Source organism: Brevundimonas bullata, from assembly GCF_014207965.1.
Lineage (GTDB): Bacteria > Pseudomonadota > Alphaproteobacteria > Caulobacterales > Caulobacteraceae > Brevundimonas > Brevundimonas bullata_A.
This window is the reverse complement of sequence record NZ_JACHLM010000002.1, coordinates 682,765-702,480: the sequence shown is the minus strand read 5'-3', so window position 1 is coordinate 702,480 and position 19,716 is coordinate 682,765. Positions and strand designations below refer to the sequence as shown.

Sequence of the window (19,716 nt, the reverse complement as noted above, 5' to 3'; positions counted from 1 at the left end):
TGGCTTCCGGGGTCAGTAGCGGACGTTCAGCGAGGCGCCGAAATTGCGGCCCGGCTGAGTGAAGGCGTCCAGGGTGGTGCTGGTGCGCGACAGGCCGCGGATGTCGCTCCACCAAGCGTATTTCTCGTCGAAGACGTTGAAGACGCCGGTGCGCAGCGTGGCCTTCTCGGTCACGTTCCAGAAGGCGGTCAGGTCCAGGATGGCGAATTCCTCGCCTTGCCAGCAGTTTCCGCCGCCGCAGCCTGCGCGGGTCTTATTGTCCGACCAGGTGACGGTGGCCGAGCCGCCCCAGGCGCCCGAGGGCGCGGCGTAGTTCAGACCGCCCACGACCTTGACTGGATCAACGCTGGTCAGCTTGCCCTTGGCGCCGTCGGTTTCCTGATTCCCGTTGGCGAAAGAGGCGGCGACGATGGCCGAGAAGCCATTGTCCCAGTGAATGTCGCCGCGGGCTTCCAGCCCCCAGATCTTCACCTCGGTCAGGTTGACGTACTGATAGATCAGCGGATCGACCCCGGGCACACCGGTGCCCCGCACCACGATCTGATTGATGAAGTCGTCGTAGTCTGTGTGGAAGGCCGTGGTCGACAGCGACAGGTTTCCGCCGAACATGTCGAGGTTGCGGAAGCGCAAGCCCGCCTCGATGCTCTCGCTCGTTTCCGGCGTCAGGTTCGGGTTGGGAATGGATTCATAGCCGAAGACCGGGTTGGCGAAGAAGTTGTTCACCTGCATCGGCGAGGGCGCCTTGAAGCCCTGGGCGTAGTTGGCGAAGACGCTGAAGTGGTCGTCGACCCAGTAGATGGCGCCGATCTTGGGCGACAGGTGGCTGTCGCTCTGACCTGCCGACGGGGCCGGGAACAGGGCGTCGGCCTTGGGCGTCAGCTCGTACCAGTCGTAGCGCAGGGCCGGGATGATGCTGAGGCGCCCGCCCAGCAGTTCGATCTCGTCCTGGATAAACAGGCCCGCCAGATCATAGTCGGTCTTGGGGAAGGGGCGGGCAGGGAAGGGCTCGCCCATCGGCGGCGCCGTGCCGTCGCGGAGGCCTTCCTGGGTGGTGCGCGACCAGTCGCCGCCGACCGTGACGCGGTGCTGGACCGTCTCGCCGCCGAAGGTCTTGGACCCTTGCGCGGCCATTCCCCAGACGGAGTTGTCGAAGGTGACGTCGCGCGTGCGGTCCACGGCGGGCGTGCGATCTTCAAAGGTGAACTGACGCGTCGTGGCGTCCTGCCAATAGGAGGAGACCGAGCCGTCATCCAGACCGAAGACGTCGTTGAACCGCCAGTCCAGGCTGACGCGGTCGCGCTGGGTCTCGTCGTGGGCGGTCAGGCCGATCACCGTGGCCGAATAGCTGCTTAGCGCCTCGCCCTCCATGTTCTGATCGAAGTGGTCATAGGTCAGGCGAATCGTATGGTTGGCGTTGGCGTCCCAGACCAGCTTGGCCAGGATGGCGTTCGAGGCGAATTCCTGCGGGTTGGGCTGGGTGCGGGCAGAGCCGATGCCGCCGACCTCGGCCGTGTTTTCGGTCTCATGGGCGTCGCGGCGGGTGTAGGCCAGCAGGCCGGACAGAGAGCCCGTGCGACCCGCCAGTGCGAGGCCCTCGGTCCAGCCGTCGTCGGCCGAGTTGTAGCCGACCCGGGCGCGGGCGCCGAAGTTCTCGCCGCTGGCGATGAAGTCCGAAGGGTCCTTGGAGGTGAAGCTCACCGCGCCGGCGATGCCGTCCGAGCCATAGAGGGCCGAGGCCGGGCCGCGCAGGATTTCGACTGACTTGACCAGGTCCAGGTCGTTGTAGCCGCCGCGCCCTACACTCTGCGCGCCGAAGGCGAAGCCGTCGGGCACGCGGACGCCGTCCTGGATGATCAGCACGCGGTTGCCGCCCATGCCGCGAATGGTGAAGCCCGAGTTGCCGTCTCGACCGGCGCCCGACAGGGCGGCCGAGAAGCGGGCGGGGCTGGTCGGGACGCTGACGCCCGGCTCGAACCGGATCAGGTCCTTGATGTCGGTGACCAGATTGTTCTCGATGGTCTCGGCGGTGATGACGCTGACGCTGGCCGGGACATTGTCCACGCGGCGCTGGGTGCGGGTGCCGACCACGGTGATCGGGGCGACGGGAACGGCCTTCTGCAAATCGATGGCCTCTTCGGCGAACGCAGGGAAGGCGGCGGCCGAAAGGGCGGTCAGCCCAGCGGAAAACATCAGTATCGAGCGCATGGTTACAGCCCCGGTTGGAGAGGGCTGCGCAATTACTGCGAACGATTATCAGAATCAACCGCAATCGCGCCGCGCTGTTCGCATGGATCGACGAGAACCGCCTCGGCCGAGGCATGGCTGGCAGTCACGGCAGGTCGGCGGCTATGATTCACGACGAAAAAACCCGCCCAGAGGACTGGGCGGGAGGTCGAGAATTGCAGCAGGAACAGTACCTAACGTCACTGCAGAATACCGCGGTGCAGCGACGATCAAGTTCGGCAAATCTAGCCATACTGACAAAATGGTCAATATAATTTTGACAGAGAAGAACCTGGTTCGAAAGGGGCCGGGTCGCTCAGACACCGCGGGTCGGAAGCGGCGCCTTGGTAATGGGGGGATTATGGCGCTCGCCCACCCGCGCTCCGGACAAGGCTCCGCGCGTGCGTGATGCGAATGTGGGCCAGATAGGGATCAGAGCTGAACGAGAATGTCTGGGTGAAGCGGGGCGCGCCATTTTCTCTGCTGGAGAAAATGGCGCGAGTGACGGGACTCGAACCCGCGACCTCCGGCGTGACAGGCCGGCACTCTAACCAACTGAGCTACACCCGCGTCTCTCGCTGAGAAGCAATGCGTCTCGGCGAGGGCCGTCGTTTAGGCGGGCGGGCCGGTTACTGTCAAGCGGGCCGCCTGTGGATAAGTGAAAATACCGCGAGACCTCCGTTACTTGGCCGCAGCGGCGGCCTGCGGCGGGGCCGCGGGGCCGGTGATCCCGCCGTCGGTCGGCAGGTGCGAGGCTACGGACGGCGGGGGCGGGGTGTAGTGGACGCCCACGCCCGGCCCCAGCGGCAGGTCCAGCGCCACCCAGGCCGCCACCATGATCAGGCCCGCCACCAGGAAGGCCCCGGCGTAGGGCAGCATGGTGGCCATCAAGGAGCCCAGGCCGAACCGGGGATCCCAGCGCTGGGCGAAGGTCAGGATCAGGGGGAAGTAGCTCATCAGCGGGGTGGCGATGTTGGTGACGCTGTCGCCCATGCGATAGGCGGCGGTCGTCATCTCGGGGCTGATGCCCAGCAGCATGAACATGGGCACGACAATGGGGGCCAGAGCCGACCACTTGGCCGAGGCCGAACCGATGAACAGGTCGAAGATACAGGAGACCAGGACCACGACGATCAGCAGCAGGGGCGTGGGCAGGGCCAGCTCACGCAAGGAAGCGGCGGCGTTGACCGCCAGAATGGGACCCAGGCCCGACCAGTTGAACATGGCCACGAAGTGGGCGGCGAAGAACGCCAGGACGATATAGGGGGCCAGTTGGCTGATGCCCTCGCGCATCATGCGCACCAGGTCGCGGTGGCTCTTGATCGAGCCGGAGCCGACGCCGAAGGCCGCGCCCGCGCCGAAGAAGGTCAATGCGAAGAAGGCGACCAGCGAGCGATACAGGGGATTGAAGCGTTGGGCGGGCTCGGCGTCCGCGTCGACGAAAGGCGAGCCGGGCAGGAGGGTGATCAGGGTCCACAGGGCGATCATCGACAGAATGGTGAGGCCGGCGAACATCAGGCCGCGCTTTTCCATGCTGGAGAGGGGCTGTTTCTCTTCGGCGGTGGCTGGCGCGGCGGACGTTGGAACCCACGGCCCGAGGCGGGGCTCGATCACCCGGTCGGTCAGGAACCAGACGATGGGAGTGAACACGAAGACGACGCCGACGATGAAGAACCAGTTTCCGGCGATGCTGACGGCGTAGGACGGATCGATCAGGTGGGCGGCTGGCTCGGTGATGCCGAGAATCAGCGCGTCACTGGCGCCGGGGAAGAGATTGCCCGCATATCCGCCCGAGACGGCGGCGAATCCGGCGGCCAGACCGGCCAGGGGGTGGCGACCGGCTGCGGCGAAGATGACGGCGGCCAGAGGAATGACCACGACATAGGAGGCGTCAGAGGCGTGGTGCGACACCATGCCGGTCACGACGACGATGGGCGTCAGGATGAATCGCGGCGCATTCAGCAGGGCGCCGCGAATGGCGGTCGAGAACATGCCGGTCCGTTCGGCGACTGAGGCGCCGTAAATAATTGTGATCACGATCCCCAGGGGCGGGAAATCGGCCAGGGTGCGCGGCATGCCGATGAACAGCCGCTCCAGATTGGCGGGCGACAGCAGGCTCTCGGCCTGCAGCACGTCGCCGGTCACCGGGTTGACGGCGGACCAGCCCAGCCCTGCGCCGACGAGGCTCAGCGCGATCAGGCCCAGGATCAGCCACAGAAAGAGAAAAACGGGATCGGGCAGGCGATTGCCGACGCGCTCAATGGTGTTCAGCAAGCGGGCTGCCAGGCTCATGCTTAGACCTTCAATAGGGCGGTATGGGTAAGCTGCCATTTACGCGTATCATCGGTGCGGGCGCCAACGGCGGAGCCTGCGGCAAAACGCGCAAACGCTTGCGAACCATTCTCAATAAAAAACCTTTGCCGACATGGGTTTGAACCCCGGCGAGGTTGGGTCTAAGAAGCCCCGAATCCGCCCCCTCCCTCGGCGGGCGAGGCAGCTCGAATGAACGCATTTCTTTTGGAATACCTCCCGATCGTCGTTTTCCTGGCGATCGCCGCCGTCCTGGGCCTGGGCTTCATGCTGGCCGCCTGGGCGCTGGCGCCCAAGAACCCTGACAGTGAAAAGCTGTCGGCCTATGAGTGCGGCTTCAACGCCTTTGACGACGCACGGATGAAGTTCGACGTCCGGTTCTACCTGGTGTCGATCCTCTTCATCATCTTCGACCTGGAAGTGGCCTTCCTGTTCCCGTGGGCCGTGTCGATGTTCGACCTGTCGCACGCGGGCATGGTCTTCGCCTTCTGGTCGATGATGGTCTTCCTGGGCGTGCTGACGGTCGGCTTCATCTATGAGTGGAAGAAGGGAGCCCTGGAATGGGACTGATCACCCCCGCCAGCCCTCTGGCGCCCACCAGCACGGTTAACCTTGGCGCCAGCGCCTATGGTTCGGGCGCACGCTCGATGGTCGAAGGTTACGACCCCAAGCTGCACGACAAGTTCTTTGAAGCGGTCAATACCGAGCTGAGCGAGCAGGGCTTCCTGACGACCTCGCTGGACGACGTCATCACCTGGGCCCGCACCGGTTCGCTGATGTGGATGACCTTCGGTCTGGCCTGCTGCGCCGTCGAGATGATGCAGGCGTCGATGCCGCGCTTCGACATGGAGCGTTTCGGCATGGCCCCCCGCGCCAGTCCGCGTCAGTCGGACCTGATGATCGTGGCCGGCACCCTGACCAACAAGATGGCTCCGGCCCTGCGCAAGGTCTATGACCAGATGCCGGACCCGCGCTACGTCCTGTCGATGGGCAGCTGCGCCAACGGCGGCGGCTACTACCACTACAGCTACAGCGTCGTGCGCGGTTGCGACCGCGTGGTGCCGGTGGACGTTTATGTCCCGGGCTGCCCGCCGACCGCCGAGGCCCTGCTGTACGGCCTGTTGCAGCTGCAGAAGAAAATCCGTCGCACGGGGACGATCGAGCGATGAACGCCCTCGCCAAGATTGCTGAAATGGAAACGGCCCTGACGCCGCTGGGGGCCGAGATGGTCGCCGCGCTGGGCGTCGAGGCCCAGGTCGCCTACGGCGAACTGAACCTGGTCACCACGCGGGACCGGATCATTGAGGTTCTGACCACGCTGCGGGACCGCTTCGGGTTCCAGCAGCTGATCGACCTGTGCGGCGTGGACTATCCTGACCGCGCCGAGCGCTTCGAGGTGGTCTATCACCTGCTGTCGCTGACGCGGAACGCGCGCGTCCGGGTCAAGCTCACGACCGACGAAGTCCAGCCCGTGCCCAGCGCGATCCCGGTCTATCCGGCCGCTGACTGGTTCGAGCGCGAAGCCTTCGACATGTACGGCATGCTGTTCTCGGGCCACCCCGATCTGCGCCGTCTGCTGACCGACTACGGCTTCCAGGGGCACCCCCTGCGCAAGGACTTCCCGATGACGGGCTATGTCGAGGTCCGCTACGACGAAGAGCAGAAGCGCGTGGTCTATGAGCCGGTGAAGCTGGCTCAGGAGTATCGCAATTTCGACTTCCTCTCCCCGTGGGAAGGCGCCGAGTATCCGGCTCCGGTCCTGCCCGGCGATGAGAAAGCGGGAGCTAAGTAATGGCCGACGGCGCCAACACCCCCGCGACGGCGGCCCCCACGGGCGTCGATGCGTTTGAGGACTATGAAGACGGTCTGACCGCCCACGCCCGGGCCATGGACGACCGCACCTTCACGATCAACTTCGGCCCGCAACACCCGGCTGCGCACGGCGTGCTGCGTCTGGTGCTGGACCTGGACGGCGAAGTCGTGACCCGCGTCGATCCGCACATCGGCCTGCTGCACCGCGGCACCGAGAAGCTGATGGAGGCGCGCACCTACCTCCAGAACATCCCCTACCTGGACCGTCTCGACTATGTCGCGCCGATGAACCAGGAACACGCCTTCTGCCTGGCCATCGAAAAGCTGTTGGGCGTGGACGTGCCGTACCGCGCGCAGCTGATCCGCGTGCTGTACTCGGAAATTGGCCGCATCCTGTCGCACCTGCTGAACGTGACGACGCAGGCCATGGACGTCGGCGCCCTGACGCCCCCGCTGTGGGGCTTCGAGGAGCGCGAGAAGCTCATGGTCTTCTATGAGCGGGCTTGCGGCGCGCGTCTGCACGCCAACTACTTCCGTCCGGGCGGCGTTCATCAGGACCTGCCGATGGAGCTGGTCGACGATATCGGCCGCTGGTGTCTGGAATTCCCGGCGGCTTTGGCGGACATCGAGAGCCTGGTCACCGAGAACCGCATCTTCAAGCAGCGCAACGTCGACATTGGCGTGGTGTCCAAGGACCAGGCCATGGCCTGGGGCTTCAGCGGCGTGATGGTCCGCGGATCGGACATCGCCTGGGATCTGCGCAAGTCGCAGCCCTATGAGTGCTACGCCGACCTCGAGTTCGACATCGCCGTCGGCAAGAACGGCGACTGCTGGGACCGCTACCTGGTGCGCATCGAAGAGATGAAGCAGTCGGTGCGGATCATGGAGCAGTGCATCCACAAGCTGCGCAACTGCCCGGGCGAGCCGGTCATGGTCGAGAACAACAAGGTTGTTCCCCCGCGTCGTGGCGAGATGAAGCGGTCGATGGAAGCGCTGATCCACCACTTCAAACTTTATACCGAGGGCTTCAAGACGCCCGAGGGCGAGGTGTATGCCTCGGTCGAAGCGCCCAAGGGCGAGTTCGGCGTCTATGTCGTCTCGGACGGCACCAATAAACCTTACCGGGTCAAGATCTCGGCTCCCGGTTTCCGTCACTTGCAGGCGATGGACTGGATCAACCGCGGCCACATGCTGGCTGACGTGTCCGCCATCCTCGGCTCGCTCGACATCGTTTTCGGAGAAGTGGACCGATGAGCGTTCGTCGTCTCGCCAAAGAGCAACCTGAATCCTTCGCCTTTTCAACGGAGACGATGGAAAAGGCGCAGTGGTGGATCAAGAAGTATCCTGAGAGCCGCCGCCAATCAGCGGTGATCCCGATCCTGTGGCTGGTCCAGAAGCAGGAAGGCTGGGTCTCGGAACCCGCCATCCGCGCCATCGGCGAACTGCTGGGCATGGCCTACATCCGGGTGCTGGAGGTCGCGACCTTCTACACCATGTTCCAACTGGAGCCGGTCGGTAAGGTCGCCCTGATCCAGGTCTGCGGCACCACGCCGTGCATGCTGCGCGGCGCCAATGAGCTGATGCGCGTTTGCAAGGAGAAGATCGGCGACAAGGACGTGCTGTCCGCCGACGGTCGCTTCACCTGGCAGGAAGTCGAGTGCCTGGGCGCCTGCTCCAACGCGCCGATGGCCCAGATCAACGACTACTACTACGAAGACCTGACGCCCGAGACGATGGCCCAGATCATCGACGACTTCGCCGCCGGCCAGTCGCCGAAGCCGGGTTCGCGCGTGGGTCGTCACACCTCCGAGCCTGAGGGCGGCGCCAAGGTCCTGACGGACCCGACGCTGTACGACGGCTCGCGGGCCAAGAAGATCAAGTCGCTGCCGAACTCCCAGCCGGCGGCTGAGAAGGCTCCGGCCTGATGACAAGACCGAACCTCGACAGCGATGAGGGCAGGGCGGCCTACCGGGCCGAGCTGCGACGCGTCGGTTGGCCCCTGCGTTGGGGCGGACTGGCGTTGATCGTCGTTGCGGCGGGACTGGTGCTGGCGGTGAAGGACGGCAAGTTCGGGCTGTCCGAGGACCTTCTGCTGATCGCCTACGGCCTACTGGCCGCGGGCTGGGCGTTGGTCGTCACTGCTGTTTTCATGCGCACCCGCCACCACAAGCGCCGTCTGGCGGAAGGACTTTAAGGGCTCATGGTCGGAATCCTCGAAGACAAGGATCGCATCTTCACCAACCTCTATGGCTTCCATGACTGGGGCCTGGAGGGAGCGAAGCAGCGCGGCGCGTGGAACGCCACCAAGGACATGCTGGACCTTGGCGGTGAATGGATCATCACCAACGTCAAGAACTCGGGCCTGCGCGGACGCGGCGGCGCCGGTTTCTCGACGGGCCTGAAGTGGTCCTTCATGCCCAAGGAAGTGAAGGATCGCCCTCACTACCTGGTCATCAATGCCGATGAATCCGAGCCCGCGACCTGCAAGGACCGTGAGATCATGCGTCATGATCCGCACCTGCTGATCGAAGGCGCGCTGATCGCCTCCTTCGCCATGAAGGCCCACGCCTGCTACATCTATCTGCGCGGCGAGTACGTGCTGGAGCGCGAGCGCATGGAAGCCGCCGTCAAGCAGGCCTATGAGGCCAAGCTGATCGGCAAGAACAACGTCCACGGCTGGGACTTTGACGTCTATATCCACCACGGCGCCGGGGCCTATATCTGCGGCGAAGAGACCGCCCTGCTGGAATCTCTGGAAGGCAAGAAGGGCCAGCCGCGTCTGAAGCCGCCGTTCCCGGCCGGCGCCGGCCTCTATGGCTGCCCGACGACCGTGAACAACGTGGAATCGATCGCTGTCGTCGGCACCATCCTGCGTCGCGGCGCGGACTGGTTCGCCAGCTTCGGTCGTGCGAACAACACCGGCACCAAGTTGATGTCCCTGTCGGGTCACATCAACACGCCGTGCGTGGTCGAAGAAGCCATGTCGATCCCGCTGCGCCAGCTGATCGAGGATCACGGCGGCGGCGTTCGCGGCGGCTGGGGTAACCTGAAAGCCATCATCCCGGGCGGCGCATCCTGCCCGGTGATCACGCGCGAACAGGCCGAGACCGTGCTGATGGACTTCGACTCCATGCGCGAAATGCGTTCGTCGCTGGGCACCGCCGGCGTGACCGTGATGGACGAGTCCACGGACATCGTTAAGGCGATCGCCCGCATCAGCTACTTCTTCAAGCATGAGAGCTGCGGCCAGTGCACGCCGTGCCGCGAAGGCACGGGCTGGATGTGGCGCGTGCTGGAACGCATGGCTGTCGGCGATGCGGATCCGTCGGAAATCGACCTGCTGCTCGACGTGGCCGGTCAGGTCGAAGGCCACACCATTTGCGCCCTCGGCGACGCCGCGGCCTGGCCGGTTCAGGGCCTGATCCGCCACTTCCGTCACGAGATCGAAGACCGAATTCAAACCTACCGCAGCCGCCGCGCGAACTTCGCCGGCCACGCGATCGCGGCGGAGTAATCGTATGCCTATCGCCAAGGTCAACGGCGTCGAAACCGAGTTCGAACCCGGTATGACGGTTCTGCAGGTCGCAGAGCTGGCCGGACAAGAGATCCCGCGTTTCTGCTACCATGAGCGTCTGTCCATCGCCGGCAACTGCCGGATGTGCCTGGTTGAAGTGAAGCCCGGACCGCCGAAGCCGCAGGCTTCCTGCGCCCTGCCGGCTGCTGAGGGTCAGGAGATCTTCACCGACACGCCGATGGTCAAGAAGGCCCGCGAAGGGGTGATGGAGTTCCTGCTCATCAACCACCCGCTGGATTGCCCGATCTGCGACCAGGGCGGCGAGTGCGACCTGCAGGACCAGGCTGTCGGCTATGGCCGTGACGGCTCGCGCTACGGCGAGAACAAGCGCGCGGTCGAAGAAAAGAACATGGGCCCGACGGTTAAGACGTTCATGACGCGCTGCATCCAGTGCACGCGTTGCGTTCGTTTCATCACCGAAGTGGCCGGCGTGCCGGACATCGGCATGATCTCGCGCGGCGAAAGCGCCGAGATCACGACCTATCTGGAAAAGAACATCGACAGCGAACTGTCGGGCAACGTCAACGACCTGTGCCCGGTGGGCGCCCTGACGCACCGTCCCTGGCAGTACCACTATCGTCCGTGGGAGCTGAAGAAGACCGAGACCATCGACGTCATGGACGCCCTGGGCTCGAACATCCGTGCCGACGCGCGCGGCGCCGAGGTCATGCGCGTGCTGCCGCGCGTGAACGAGGGCGTCAACGAAGAGTGGCTGTCGGACAAGAGCCGCTATGCGGTCGACGGTCTGGCCCGTCAGCGTCTGGACCGTCCTTACGTTCGTGAGAACGGCAAGCTGCGCGTCGCCTCGTGGGACGAGGCGCTGAACGCGGTCGCGACCAAGATCAAGGCGGCTTCGGCTGACCGCATCGGCGTCATCGCCGGCGACCTGCAGGACGCCGAGTCGATGAAGGCGACGCTGGACCTGTTCCGCGCCCTGGGCTCGGCCAACACCGACTGCCGCCAGGACGGCGCTGCGATCGGGCAGGGGGCTCGCGAGGGCTGGCTGTTTAACTCCGGCCTGCAAGGCATTGAAAATGCTGACGCTATTCTGATCGTCGGGTCCAACCCGCGCGCGGAAGCGCCGCTGCTGAACACGCGTCTGCGCAAGATCTGGCTGAAGGGCGCCGCCGAGATCGGCGTCATCGGCCAACAGGTCGACCTCACCTATGACTACAACTACCTGGGCGCCGGCTCGAAGACCCTGGGCAAGCTGCCCAAGGCGGCCGTGGACTTCTTGACCAAGGCTGAACGCCCGGCGATCATCGTCGGCGCGGGCGCCCTGATCGGCGACGCCGGCGCGGCCGTGCTGAACGCCCTGGGCGCGCTGGCCAAGAAGGTCGGCGTGGTCAAGGACGGCTGGAACGGCTTCAACGTCCTGCACACGGCGGCCGCCCGGGTCGGCGGTCTGGACATGGGCTTCGTCCCGGCCGAGGGCGGACTGGACGTCGCCGGCATGCTGAAGCCGGGCGCGCTGGACGTGCTGTTCCTGCTGGGCGCCGACGAGGTCAATGCTGACGCTTCGGGCGCCTTCCGCGTCTATCTGGGCTCGCACGGCGACCGCGGCGCGCACGGCGCCGACGTGATCCTGCCGGGCGCCGCCTATACCGAGAAGTCGGGCCTTTACGTGAACACCGAGGGTCGGGTGCAGATGGCCGAACGCGTCGTCTTCCCCAAGGGCGAGGCCAAGGAAGACTGGGCCATCATCCGCGCCCTGTCGGAACGTGTCGGCCACAAGCTTCCCTTCGACACCCTGGAGCAACTGCGCGCCAAGCTGATGGGCGACCATCCGACCTTCGGCCGCATCGACTATCTGGCGCCGGCTCAGTCGTTCGACGTGGCGGCTCTGGGCGTCAAGGGCGACCTGGGCGACGTCGCCTTCGTCTCGACCATCGCTGATCACTATCTGACCAACCCGATTGCGCGCGCCAGCGAAACGATGGCCCAACTGTCCGCTGAGCGGACGGCGCCGGTCGCCCTGGCGGCGGAGTAAATCATGGACGCTGCGACCTCCTTCTGGACCACGCCCCTCGGCTGGACCCTCGTCACCATCGGCGGCATCCTTATCGTCACGGTCGGGATCCTGATCTCGCTCGCCTTCTTGCTGCTGGCGGACCGCAAGATCTGGGCCGGCGTGCAGATGCGCAAAGGCCCCAACGTGGTCGGCCCCTTCGGCCTGCTGCAGTCCTTCGCCGACTTCTTCAAGTTCGTGCTCAAGGAAATCGTCGTCCCGTCGGGTTCCGACAAGGTCGTCTTCCTGGCCGCGCCGCTGATCACCTTCATCCTGGCGTTCATCGTCTGGGCTGTGATCCCGTTCGCGCCGGGCTGGGTGATCTCTGATCTCAACGTCGGCATCCTCTACATCCTCGCGATCAGTTCGCTGGGTGTTTACGGCATCATCATGGGCGGCTGGGCTTCGAACTCGAAGTATCCGTTCCTGGGGGCGCTGCGTTCGGCGGCGCAGATGGTGTCCTATGAGGTCTCGATGGGCCTCATCATCATCAACGTCATCCTGCTGGCCGGGACGATGAACCTGACCGAGATCGTCACCCAGCAGAACGGGTGGATCTGGAACTGGAACATGTTCGGCGGCGGTCTTGAGACCCTGCCGACCATCATCGTCATGCTGCCGATGACCATCGTCTTCTTCATCTCGGCCCTGGCCGAGACCAACCGCCCGCCCTTCGACCTTCCCGAGGCGGAGTCGGAACTGGTGGCCGGTTATCAGGTCGAATATTCCTCGACCCCCTACCTGCTGTTCATGATCGGCGAATACGCCAACATCGTCTTCATGTGCGCCATGATCAGCCTTCTGTTCTGCGGCGGCTGGAACCCGGGCTTCCCGACGGACTTCCTGGACAGCTGGCCGACCTTCGTCGCCAACCTGTTCTACTTCCTGGTCTTCGCGGCCAAGATTGTCTTCTGGTTCTTCATGATCGCCCTGGTGAAGGCCTTCGTGCCTCGCTACCGCTATGACCAACTGATGCGCCTGGGCTGGAAGGTCTTCCTGCCCGCGTCGCTGGTGGCTGTGGTCGTCGTGGCGGCCTGGCGCGTGTTCGCGGTGGGTGCGTGATGGGCGTTCGCGCCACAGCACTGATCGCGCTGGTTCTCACGGGCGCGGCCGGCGGCTGCGCCTCTTATGAGGCCGAGCCGGTGTCCGTCTATCAGTGGGAGCGCAAGGTGGAGGAGGTGCAGCGGCAGGACGCCGAACGCCAGCGCCTTTGCCAGACCCTCGACAAGGAAAGCGCGCGCTATCAACGCGACTGCGCCGGAGTGAAATCGTAATGCTGACCCGTATCGTTCAGGCGGCCAAGGGCGCGATGCTGACCGACGTGTTCGGCGCCGTCGGCCTGTCGATGAAGTACATGATGAAGCCGAAGGCGACGGTGAACTATCCGTTCGAGCGCAACCCGCAGTCGCCGCGCTTCCGTGGTGAACACGCCCTGCGCCGCTATCCCAACGGTGAAGAACGCTGCATCGCCTGCAAGCTGTGCGAGGCCATCTGCCCGGCGCAAGCCATCACCATCGAGGCCGAACCGCGCGCGGACGGCAGCCGCCGCACGACGCGCTACGACATCGACATGGTCAAATGCATCTACTGCGGCCTGTGCCAGGAGGCCTGCCCGGTGGACGCCATCGTTGAGGGACCGAACAGCGAGTTCGCCACCGAAACGCGCGAAGAACTGCTCTATGACAAGGCCCGTTTGCTGGACAATGGCGACCGCTGGGAACGGCTGATCGCGAAGAATCTGGAACTCGACGCTCCGTATCGCTAAACCGAGCCGCGATTCCGCCATGGGATCGCAGCGCAAGATTTTGAAGGGGGCTTTGTCCCACCCATGCTGCAAGGCATAGCGTTTTATCTTCTGGCGACGGTCGCCGTGGTTTCGGGCCTTCTGGTCGTGACCGCGCGCAATCCCGTGCACTCCGTCCTGTGGTTGATCCTCAGCTTCTTCTCGGCCGCCGGCCTGTTCGTCCTGCTGGGCGCCGAGTTCCTGGCCATGCTGCTGGTCGTCGTCTACGTCGGCGCCGTCGCGGTGCTGTTCCTGTTCGTGGTCATGATGCTGGACGTCGACTTCGTCCGCCTCCGCGAAGGCTACGCCCGCTATCTGCCTCTGGCGGCCATTGTCGCCGGCGTCCTGCTGGCCGAGATGATCATGGTGTCGATCACCGTGGTTCAGGGCGGGGCCGCCAAGGCCGCGCTGGCCCCGGCTGTCGCGGGGCCTGACGCCACCAACATCGAGGCGATCGGTCGCGTGCTCTATACGGACTACGTCTACTTCTTCCAGGCTGCGGGCATCGTCCTGCTGATCGCCATGATCGGGGCCATCGTCCTGACCCTGCGTCACAAGCCGAACATTCGCCGCCAGGATCCGTCCTCGCAGGTCAACCGCGACCGCACCAAGTCGGTCGAGGTCAAGGCCGCGCCGACCGGGCAGGGCGTCACCCCCGAGGAGCTTCTGTGATGGACATCTCGCTCCAGCACTATCTGGCGGTCGCCGCCATGCTGTTCACCATCGGCGTGTTCGGCATCTTCGTGAACCGCAAGAACGTCATCATCATCCTGATGTCGGTCGAGCTGATCCTGCTCGCGGTGAACATCAACTTCGTCGCCTTCTCGACCTATCTCAACGATGTGTCGGGTCAGCTGATGGCCATGTTCGTTCTGACTGTCGCTGCGGCTGAAGCCGCCGTCGGCCTGGCGATCCTCGTGACCTTCTTCCGTAACCGCGGCGACATCGCGGTTGACGACGCCTCCGTGATGAAGGGCTGATCGGAACGTGACTATCCAGACTCTCGTCACTCTCGGCGTATTCGCCCCCCTTCTGGGGGCGATGATCGCTGGCTTCTTCGGTCGCAGGATCGGGAACATCGTCTCGCAGTCGGTCACGACCGGCCTGCTGTTCTTCTCGTGCGCGATCTCCTGGATCGTGTTCAGCCAGTGGACCTGGGGCGGGCTCGAAGCCTTCACCGTCCACATCGCGCCCTTCATCCACGTCGGCGACTTCCAGTCGAACTGGTCGATCCGCGTGGACGCCATGTCGGCCACGATGCTGATCGTGGTGACGACGGTGTCGTCGCTGGTTCACCTCTATTCCTGGGGCTACATGGCCGAGGACGACAGCCGGCCGCGCTTCTTCGCCTACCTGTCGCTGTTCACCTTCATGATGCTGGCGCTGGTGACGGCCGCCGACTTCCTGCAGATGTTCTTCGGCTGGGAAGGCGTTGGTCTGGCCTCCTATCTGCTGATCGGCTTCTGGTACAAGAAGGACACCGCCTCGGCCGCCGCCATCAAGGCCTTCGTGGTCAACCGCGTCGGCGACTTCGGCTTCCTGCTTGGCATGATGACCATCTTCTGGATGTTCGGCACGATCCAATTCGCCGAGCTGTTCCCGCAGATCGCCGGCAAGGTCGGCACGGGCTGGGAGTTCCTGGGTTACACCTGGTCGGCGCTGGACCTGGCGGGTCTGCTGCTCTTCATCGGCGCCATGGGCAAGTCGGCCCAGTTCTTCCTGCACACCTGGCTGCCGGACGCCATGGAAGGCCCCACGCCTGTGTCGGCCCTGATCCACGCGGCGACCATGGTCACGGCCGGCGTCTATATGGTCTGCCTGCTGTCGCCGCTCTATGAGCACGCGCCGACGGCGTCGCTGTTCATCGCCATCATCGGCGGCATCACGGCCATCTTCGCCGCCACCGTCGGCATGATGCAGAACGACATCAAGCGGGTGATCGCCTATTCGACCTGTTCGCAGCTGGGCTACATGTTCTTCGCCGCTGGCGTCGGCGCCTATCAGCCCGCCATGTTCCACTTGTTCACGCACGCCTTCTTCAAGGCCCTGCTCTTCCTGGGCGCCGGTTCGGTGATCCACGGCATGCACCACGAGCAGGACATGCGCAGCATGGGCGGCCTGTGGAAGCTGCTGCCGGTGACCTATGCGGTCATGATGATCGGCACCATCGCCATCACCGGCCTGGGTCTGCCCGGCGTCGGCGGCTTCGCCGGCTTCTATTCCAAGGACTCGATCATCGAGAGCGCCTATGCGGCGGCGACGTCGGGCCATTCGGCAGCGGGCATGTTCGCCTTCGTCATCGGTATCTCGGCGGCCCTGCTGACGGCCTACTACTCGTGGCGCCTGGTCTTCATGACCTTCCACGGCACGGCCAAGTGGAAAGACGACGGCCATCACGCCGCCGACGACCACGCCTCGCACGCCCAGCTGGAGACGCACTCCGAGCCGCTGGACGGTGATGATCATGCGCACGACGACCATCATCATGGTCCGCTGTCGCCGCATGAGAGCCCGCTGCCCATGGTTCTGCCGCTGCTGATCCTCTCGATCGGCGCCGTCTTCGCGGGCATGATCTTCGCCCCGCACTTCATCGGTCACCATGAGGCCGAGTTCTGGCGCGGCGCCATCTTTATCGGCGCGGACAACCACGTCCTGCACGAGAGCCACAACGTCCCGACCTGGGTGAAGTGGTCGCCGCTGGTCGTGACCCTGCTGGGCACCTTCGCCGCCTTCTGGATCTACGTCCTCAAGGAAGGCGTCGCCAAGCAGTGGGCCGACCGCAAGGGACCGCTGTGGACCTTCCTCTACAACAAGTGGTTCTTCGATGAGCTGTATGACGCCGTCTTCGTGAAGGGCGCCAAGGCGCTCGGCGACTTCTTCTGGAAGATCGGCGACGTGAAGATCATCGACGGCCTCGGCCCCAACGGCGCCGCCTGGGCGTCGATGAAGTCCGGCGGCTGGCTGGCCCGCTTCCAGTCCGGTTTTGTCTATTTCTATGCATTCGTGATGCTGATCGGCGTGGCTGCGTTCCTTGCCTTCGCCATCTTCACGTGGGGAGCCTGAGCCTCGTGCCTCACATTCTGAGCATCGTCACCTTCCTGCCGCTGGTCGGCGCCGGCCTGCTGTTGCTGGCCAGCCTGATGAACAAGGGCGGCCAGGACGCCGCGGCCCCGGCCGCGCGCTGGATCGCCCTGGGCACCACGCTTGTCGTGCTGGCCGTGTCCGTCCTGCTGGTCGCCCAGTTCGATCCGTCGAACCCGGCCTATCAGTTCGTTGAAAACTACGCCTGGTTCGCCGGCGCCGGTTATCACCTGGGCGTGGACGGGATCTCGATCCTGTTCGTCCTGCTGACGGCCTTCCTGATGCCGATCTGCATCGTGGCCAGCTGGAAGTCGATCGAGACGCGCGTCGTCGAATACATGATCGCCTTCCTGGTGCTGGAGACGCTGGTCATCGGCGTCTTCACGTCGCTGGACCTGTTCCTCTTCTACATCTTCTTCGAAGGCACCCTGGTGCCGATGTTCCTGATCATCGGTATCTGGGGCGGGGCGAACCGCATCTACGCCTCGTACAAGTTCTTCCTCTACACCCTGCTGGGGTCGGTGCTGATGCTGCTGGCCATGCTGTGGATGGCCCATGAGACGGGCACCACCAGCATCCCCGAGCTGAAGAAGTACGCCTTCGACCCCGCTGTTCAGCCCATCCTGTGGCTGGCCTTCTTCGCCTCGTTCGCGGTCAAGATGCCGATGTGGCCGGTGCACACCTGGCTGCCCGACGCCCACGTTCAGGCTCCGACGGCGGGTTCGGTCATCCTGGCCGGCATCCTGCTGAAGCTCGGCGGCTACGGTTTCATCCTGTTCAACCTGCCGATGTTCCCGGTCGCGTCGCAGATGTTCACGCCTCTGGTGCTGACGCTGTCGGTGATCGCCGTGGTTTACACCTCGCTGGTCGCCTTCCGTCAGACGGACATCAAGAAGCTGATCGCCTATTCGTCGGTCGCTCACATGGGCTTCGTGACCATGGGCATCTTCGCCGGCAACGACACCGGCGTTCAGGGCGCGGTCTTCCAGATGCTGAGCCACGGCTTGATCTCGGGCGCGCTCTTCCTCTGCGTCGGCGTCATCTATGACCGGATGCATACCCGTGAGATCGCCTTCTACGGCGGCCTGACGGCGCGCATGCCCTGGTACGCCGCCATCTTCCTGATGTTCACCATGGCCAACGTCGGCCTGCCGGGCACCTCGGGCTTCATCGGCGAAGTGCTGACGATGACCGGCGCCTATCAGGTCTCGACCTGGGCCGCCCTGATCGCCGCCTCGGGCGTCATCTTCTCGGCGGTCTACGCCCTGACGCTGTTCCGCAACGTCATGTACGGCGAGATCAAGAACCCGGCGCTGCAGACCATCATGGACATCGACAAGCGCGAGCTGCTGATCTTCGTGCCGCTGATCGTGGGCACCATCTGGCTGGGTCTCTATCCCAACGCCGTCCTCGACTACACCGGGCCGACCGTTGAGGCCCTGACGACCGCCTATCGCGCAGCCATTGGCGGGTGAGAGCATAATGACTGATCTATCGTCCGCCCTTCACCTTGCAGCCCCGGAAGCGGCCCTCGCGGCCGGCGGCCTGGTCCTGCTCCTCACCGGCGCCTTCATAGGCGAAAAGTCGGCTCGCCTGATCTCGGGCCTGTCGGTCCTGCTGCTGTTCGTGGTGGCCGCCCTGACGGCTGTCGGCCCTCTGGGTTCTGCCTTCAACGGCGCCTACGTGGCCGACCCGCTGGCCGTTTACGGCAAGGTCGTCATCTTCCTTTCAGCGGCGGTTGCCATCGTCCTGGGCGACGGCTGGATGCATCGCACCCGGATCGCCAAGTTCGAATATCCGATCCTGATCGTGCTGGCCTCGGCCGGCATGGGCATGATGGCGTCTTCGGGCGACCTGATCTCGCTCTACATCGGCATCGAGCTGCACTCCCTGGCGCTTTACGTCCTGGCCGCCTTCCACCGCGACAACCTGAAGGCCTCGGAAGCGGGCCTGAAGTATTTCGTCCTGGGCGCCCTGTCGTCGGGCCTGCTGCTCTACGGCGCGAGCCTGATCTACGGCTTCGCCGGTTCGATGCGTTTCGAGGACATCGCCGCCTTCGCCACCGCCAACCCCGGTCCGGGCCTGATCTTCGGCCTGGTCTTCCTGATCTGCGGTCTGGCGTTCAAGGTTTCGGCCGCGCCGTTCCACATGTGGACGCCCGACGTCTATGAAGGCGCCCCGACCCCGGTCGTGGCCCTGTTCGCCACGGCGCCCAAGGTCGCGGCCATGGTGCTGATCGTTCGCGTCCTGATCGAGGGCTTTGGCGTCGCGCACGCTCAGTGGGCCCAGGTCATCATCCTGATCTCGCTGATCAGCTTCGCCGTTGGTTCGTTCGGCGGTCTGATGCAGAAGGACATCCAGCGTCTGCTGGCCTATTCCTCGATCATCAACATCGGCTACGCCCTGCTGGGCGTGGCGGCGGGCACTGAAGCGGGGGTTCAAGCCACGCTGATGTTCATGACCCTGTACGTCATCGACCAGTTCGGCTTCTTCGCCGTCCTGCTGTCGCTGAGCCGCAATGGTCGTCCGATCCGCAAGATCGCCGATCTGGCCGGTCTGAAGAAGGATCGTCCGCTGATGGCGGTCGCCCTGACGATCCTGTCGCTGTCGGCTGTCGGCATTCCGCCGATGTCGGGCTTCTGGGGCAAGTTCTTCGTCTTCGGCGCCGCCGCCGACGCGGGTTACTGGATGGCCGGCGTTGCGGGTCTGGTCGCCTCGGTCGTGGCCGGCTTCTACTATCTGCGCATCATCAAGGTGATGTGGTTCGACGCCGCCGAAACCGAGGTCGCCACCGACAAGTCGCCGCTGGAAGCCAAGTGGGTCGCCCTCGCGGCCGCCGCCTTCTGCTTCCCGCTGGTGATCGTCGCCCTGACCTGGCTGGAGCCGCTGACCCGCGCCGCCGCCTCGGGCGTCGGGGCCGGGTAA

18 protein-coding genes and 1 tRNA gene are annotated in these 19,716 nt (G+C 64.7%); 16 read left to right on the top strand and 3 right to left on the bottom strand.

Annotated elements, in window-relative coordinates; all coding sequences use genetic code 11:
• Positions 1–12 precede the first annotated feature (12 nt).
• The 3 genes from HNP51_RS07980 to HNP51_RS07970 form a co-directional block, all read right to left on the bottom strand.
• Positions 13–2,205, bottom strand: a complete 2,193-nt coding sequence (locus HNP51_RS07980; RefSeq protein ID WP_184268815.1) for a TonB-dependent hemoglobin/transferrin/lactoferrin family receptor — start codon at positions 2,203–2,205, stop codon at positions 13–15.
• A gap of 511 nt (positions 2,206–2,716) precedes the next feature.
• Positions 2,717–2,793, bottom strand: a tRNA-Asp gene (locus tag HNP51_RS07975).
• 111 nt (positions 2,794–2,904) lie between these two features.
• Positions 2,905–4,515 (bottom strand): AbgT family transporter, encoded by a 1,611-nt coding sequence (locus tag HNP51_RS07970; RefSeq protein WP_184268813.1) that lies wholly within the window; start codon positions 4,513–4,515, stop codon positions 2,905–2,907.
• A gap of 210 nt (positions 4,516–4,725) precedes the next feature.
• Here HNP51_RS07970 and HNP51_RS07965 point away from each other — a divergent pair, with 210 nt between their 5' ends.
• From HNP51_RS07965 to nuoN, 16 genes are all read left to right on the top strand, one after another.
• Entirely contained in the window at positions 4,726–5,103 is a 378-nt protein-coding gene (locus HNP51_RS07965) for an NADH-quinone oxidoreductase subunit A (protein ID WP_184268811.1), read from the top strand.
• A 77-nt stretch (positions 5,104–5,180) separates the two neighbouring features.
• On the top strand, positions 5,181–5,702 hold the full coding sequence (locus HNP51_RS07960) for a NuoB/complex I 20 kDa subunit family protein (protein WP_409360107.1): 522 nt from the start codon (positions 5,181–5,183) through the stop codon (positions 5,700–5,702).
• A 23-nt stretch (positions 5,703–5,725) separates the two neighbouring features.
• Positions 5,726–6,325 carry an NADH-quinone oxidoreductase subunit C gene (locus HNP51_RS07955; protein WP_260398408.1) on the top strand — a complete coding sequence of 200 codons (600 nt, stop codon included), beginning with the start codon at positions 5,726–5,728 and terminating at the stop codon, positions 6,323–6,325.
• 95 nt (positions 6,326–6,420) lie between these two features.
• Positions 6,421–7,599, top strand: a complete 1,179-nt coding sequence (locus HNP51_RS07950) for an NADH-quinone oxidoreductase subunit D (RefSeq protein ID WP_221415827.1) — start codon at positions 6,421–6,423, stop codon at positions 7,597–7,599.
• Positions 7,596–8,270: an NADH-quinone oxidoreductase subunit NuoE gene (gene nuoE / locus HNP51_RS07945; protein WP_184268803.1), complete on the top strand. Its 675-nt coding sequence runs from the start codon at positions 7,596–7,598 to the stop codon at positions 8,268–8,270. The genes HNP51_RS07950 and nuoE overlap by 4 nt, the downstream gene beginning before the upstream one ends.
• Positions 8,270–8,539 carry a hypothetical protein gene (locus HNP51_RS07940; RefSeq protein ID WP_184268801.1) on the top strand — a complete coding sequence of 90 codons (270 nt, stop codon included), beginning with the start codon at positions 8,270–8,272 and terminating at the stop codon, positions 8,537–8,539. The genes nuoE and HNP51_RS07940 overlap by 1 nt, the downstream gene beginning before the upstream one ends.
• A gap of 6 nt (positions 8,540–8,545) precedes the next feature.
• On the top strand, positions 8,546–9,859 hold the full coding sequence (nuoF, locus tag HNP51_RS07935; RefSeq protein WP_184268799.1) for an NADH-quinone oxidoreductase subunit NuoF: 1,314 nt from the start codon (positions 8,546–8,548) through the stop codon (positions 9,857–9,859).
• A gap of 4 nt (positions 9,860–9,863) precedes the next feature.
• On the top strand, positions 9,864–11,909 hold the full coding sequence (gene nuoG, locus HNP51_RS07930) for an NADH-quinone oxidoreductase subunit NuoG (RefSeq protein WP_184268796.1): 2,046 nt from the start codon (positions 9,864–9,866) through the stop codon (positions 11,907–11,909).
• A gap of 3 nt (positions 11,910–11,912) precedes the next feature.
• On the top strand, positions 11,913–12,989 hold the full coding sequence (gene nuoH / locus HNP51_RS07925; RefSeq protein ID WP_184268794.1) for an NADH-quinone oxidoreductase subunit NuoH: 1,077 nt from the start codon (positions 11,913–11,915) through the stop codon (positions 12,987–12,989).
• Positions 12,989–13,201, top strand: coding sequence for a hypothetical protein (locus tag HNP51_RS07920; RefSeq protein ID WP_184268792.1), 213 nt, complete (start codon positions 12,989–12,991; stop codon positions 13,199–13,201). The genes nuoH and HNP51_RS07920 overlap by 1 nt, the downstream gene beginning before the upstream one ends.
• Positions 13,201–13,692, top strand: coding sequence for an NADH-quinone oxidoreductase subunit NuoI (gene nuoI, locus HNP51_RS07915; RefSeq protein WP_040345161.1), 492 nt, complete (start codon positions 13,201–13,203; stop codon positions 13,690–13,692). Before HNP51_RS07920 ends, nuoI begins: the two co-directional genes overlap by 1 nt.
• 63 nt (positions 13,693–13,755) lie before the next feature.
• Positions 13,756–14,382, top strand: a complete 627-nt coding sequence (locus HNP51_RS07910; protein WP_184268790.1) for an NADH-quinone oxidoreductase subunit J — start codon at positions 13,756–13,758, stop codon at positions 14,380–14,382.
• The gene (gene nuoK, locus HNP51_RS07905) at positions 14,382–14,690 is read left to right on the top strand and encodes an NADH-quinone oxidoreductase subunit NuoK (RefSeq protein WP_105563431.1); all 309 of its coding nucleotides are present in this window, start codon (positions 14,382–14,384) and stop codon (positions 14,688–14,690) included. Before HNP51_RS07910 ends, nuoK begins: the two co-directional genes overlap by 1 nt.
• Positions 14,691–14,703: 13 nt before the next feature.
• Positions 14,704–16,773, top strand: coding sequence for an NADH-quinone oxidoreductase subunit L (nuoL, locus tag HNP51_RS07900; protein ID WP_184269160.1), 2,070 nt, complete (start codon positions 14,704–14,706; stop codon positions 16,771–16,773).
• Positions 16,774–16,778: 5 nt separating this feature from the next.
• Positions 16,779–18,266, top strand: coding sequence for an NADH-quinone oxidoreductase subunit M (locus tag HNP51_RS07895; protein ID WP_184268788.1), 1,488 nt, complete (start codon positions 16,779–16,781; stop codon positions 18,264–18,266).
• Positions 18,267–18,273: 7 nt separating this feature from the next.
• Positions 18,274–19,716, top strand: a complete 1,443-nt coding sequence (gene nuoN, locus HNP51_RS07890; RefSeq protein ID WP_184268786.1) for an NADH-quinone oxidoreductase subunit NuoN — start codon at positions 18,274–18,276, stop codon at positions 19,714–19,716.

What these genes read in the sequence shown, in the direction of transcription:
- HNP51_RS07960 (WP_409360107.1), top strand. Translation starts at nt 5,181, where the DNA reads ATGGTCGAAGGTTACGACCCCAAGCTGCACGACAAGTTCTTTGAAGCG.
- HNP51_RS07965 (WP_184268811.1), top strand. Translation starts at nt 4,726, where the DNA reads ATGAACGCATTTCTTTTGGAATACCTCCCGATCGTCGTTTTCCTGGCG.
- HNP51_RS07955 (WP_260398408.1), top strand. Translation starts at nt 5,726, where the DNA reads ATGGAAACGGCCCTGACGCCGCTGGGGGCCGAGATGGTCGCCGCGCTG.
- nuoE (WP_184268803.1), top strand. Translation starts at nt 7,596, where the DNA reads ATGAGCGTTCGTCGTCTCGCCAAAGAGCAACCTGAATCCTTCGCCTTT.
- nuoN (WP_184268786.1), top strand. Translation starts at nt 18,274, where the DNA reads ATGACTGATCTATCGTCCGCCCTTCACCTTGCAGCCCCGGAAGCGGCC.
- HNP51_RS07940 (WP_184268801.1), top strand. Translation starts at nt 8,270, where the DNA reads ATGACAAGACCGAACCTCGACAGCGATGAGGGCAGGGCGGCCTACCGG.
- HNP51_RS07920 (WP_184268792.1), top strand. Translation starts at nt 12,989, where the DNA reads ATGGGCGTTCGCGCCACAGCACTGATCGCGCTGGTTCTCACGGGCGCG.
- nuoH (WP_184268794.1), top strand. Translation starts at nt 11,913, where the DNA reads ATGGACGCTGCGACCTCCTTCTGGACCACGCCCCTCGGCTGGACCCTC.
- nuoF (WP_184268799.1), top strand. Translation starts at nt 8,546, where the DNA reads ATGGTCGGAATCCTCGAAGACAAGGATCGCATCTTCACCAACCTCTAT.
- nuoG (WP_184268796.1), top strand. Translation starts at nt 9,864, where the DNA reads ATGCCTATCGCCAAGGTCAACGGCGTCGAAACCGAGTTCGAACCCGGT.
- HNP51_RS07950 (WP_221415827.1), top strand. Translation starts at nt 6,421, where the DNA reads ATGGACGACCGCACCTTCACGATCAACTTCGGCCCGCAACACCCGGCT.
- nuoI (WP_040345161.1), top strand. Translation starts at nt 13,201, where the DNA reads ATGCTGACCCGTATCGTTCAGGCGGCCAAGGGCGCGATGCTGACCGAC.
- HNP51_RS07970 (WP_184268813.1), bottom strand. Translation starts at nt 4,515, where the DNA reads ATGAGCCTGGCAGCCCGCTTGCTGAACACCATTGAGCGCGTCGGCAAT.
- HNP51_RS07910 (WP_184268790.1), top strand. Translation starts at nt 13,756, where the DNA reads ATGCTGCAAGGCATAGCGTTTTATCTTCTGGCGACGGTCGCCGTGGTT.
- HNP51_RS07980 (WP_184268815.1), bottom strand. Translation starts at nt 2,205, where the DNA reads ATGCGCTCGATACTGATGTTTTCCGCTGGGCTGACCGCCCTTTCGGCC.
- nuoK (WP_105563431.1), top strand. Translation starts at nt 14,382, where the DNA reads ATGGACATCTCGCTCCAGCACTATCTGGCGGTCGCCGCCATGCTGTTC.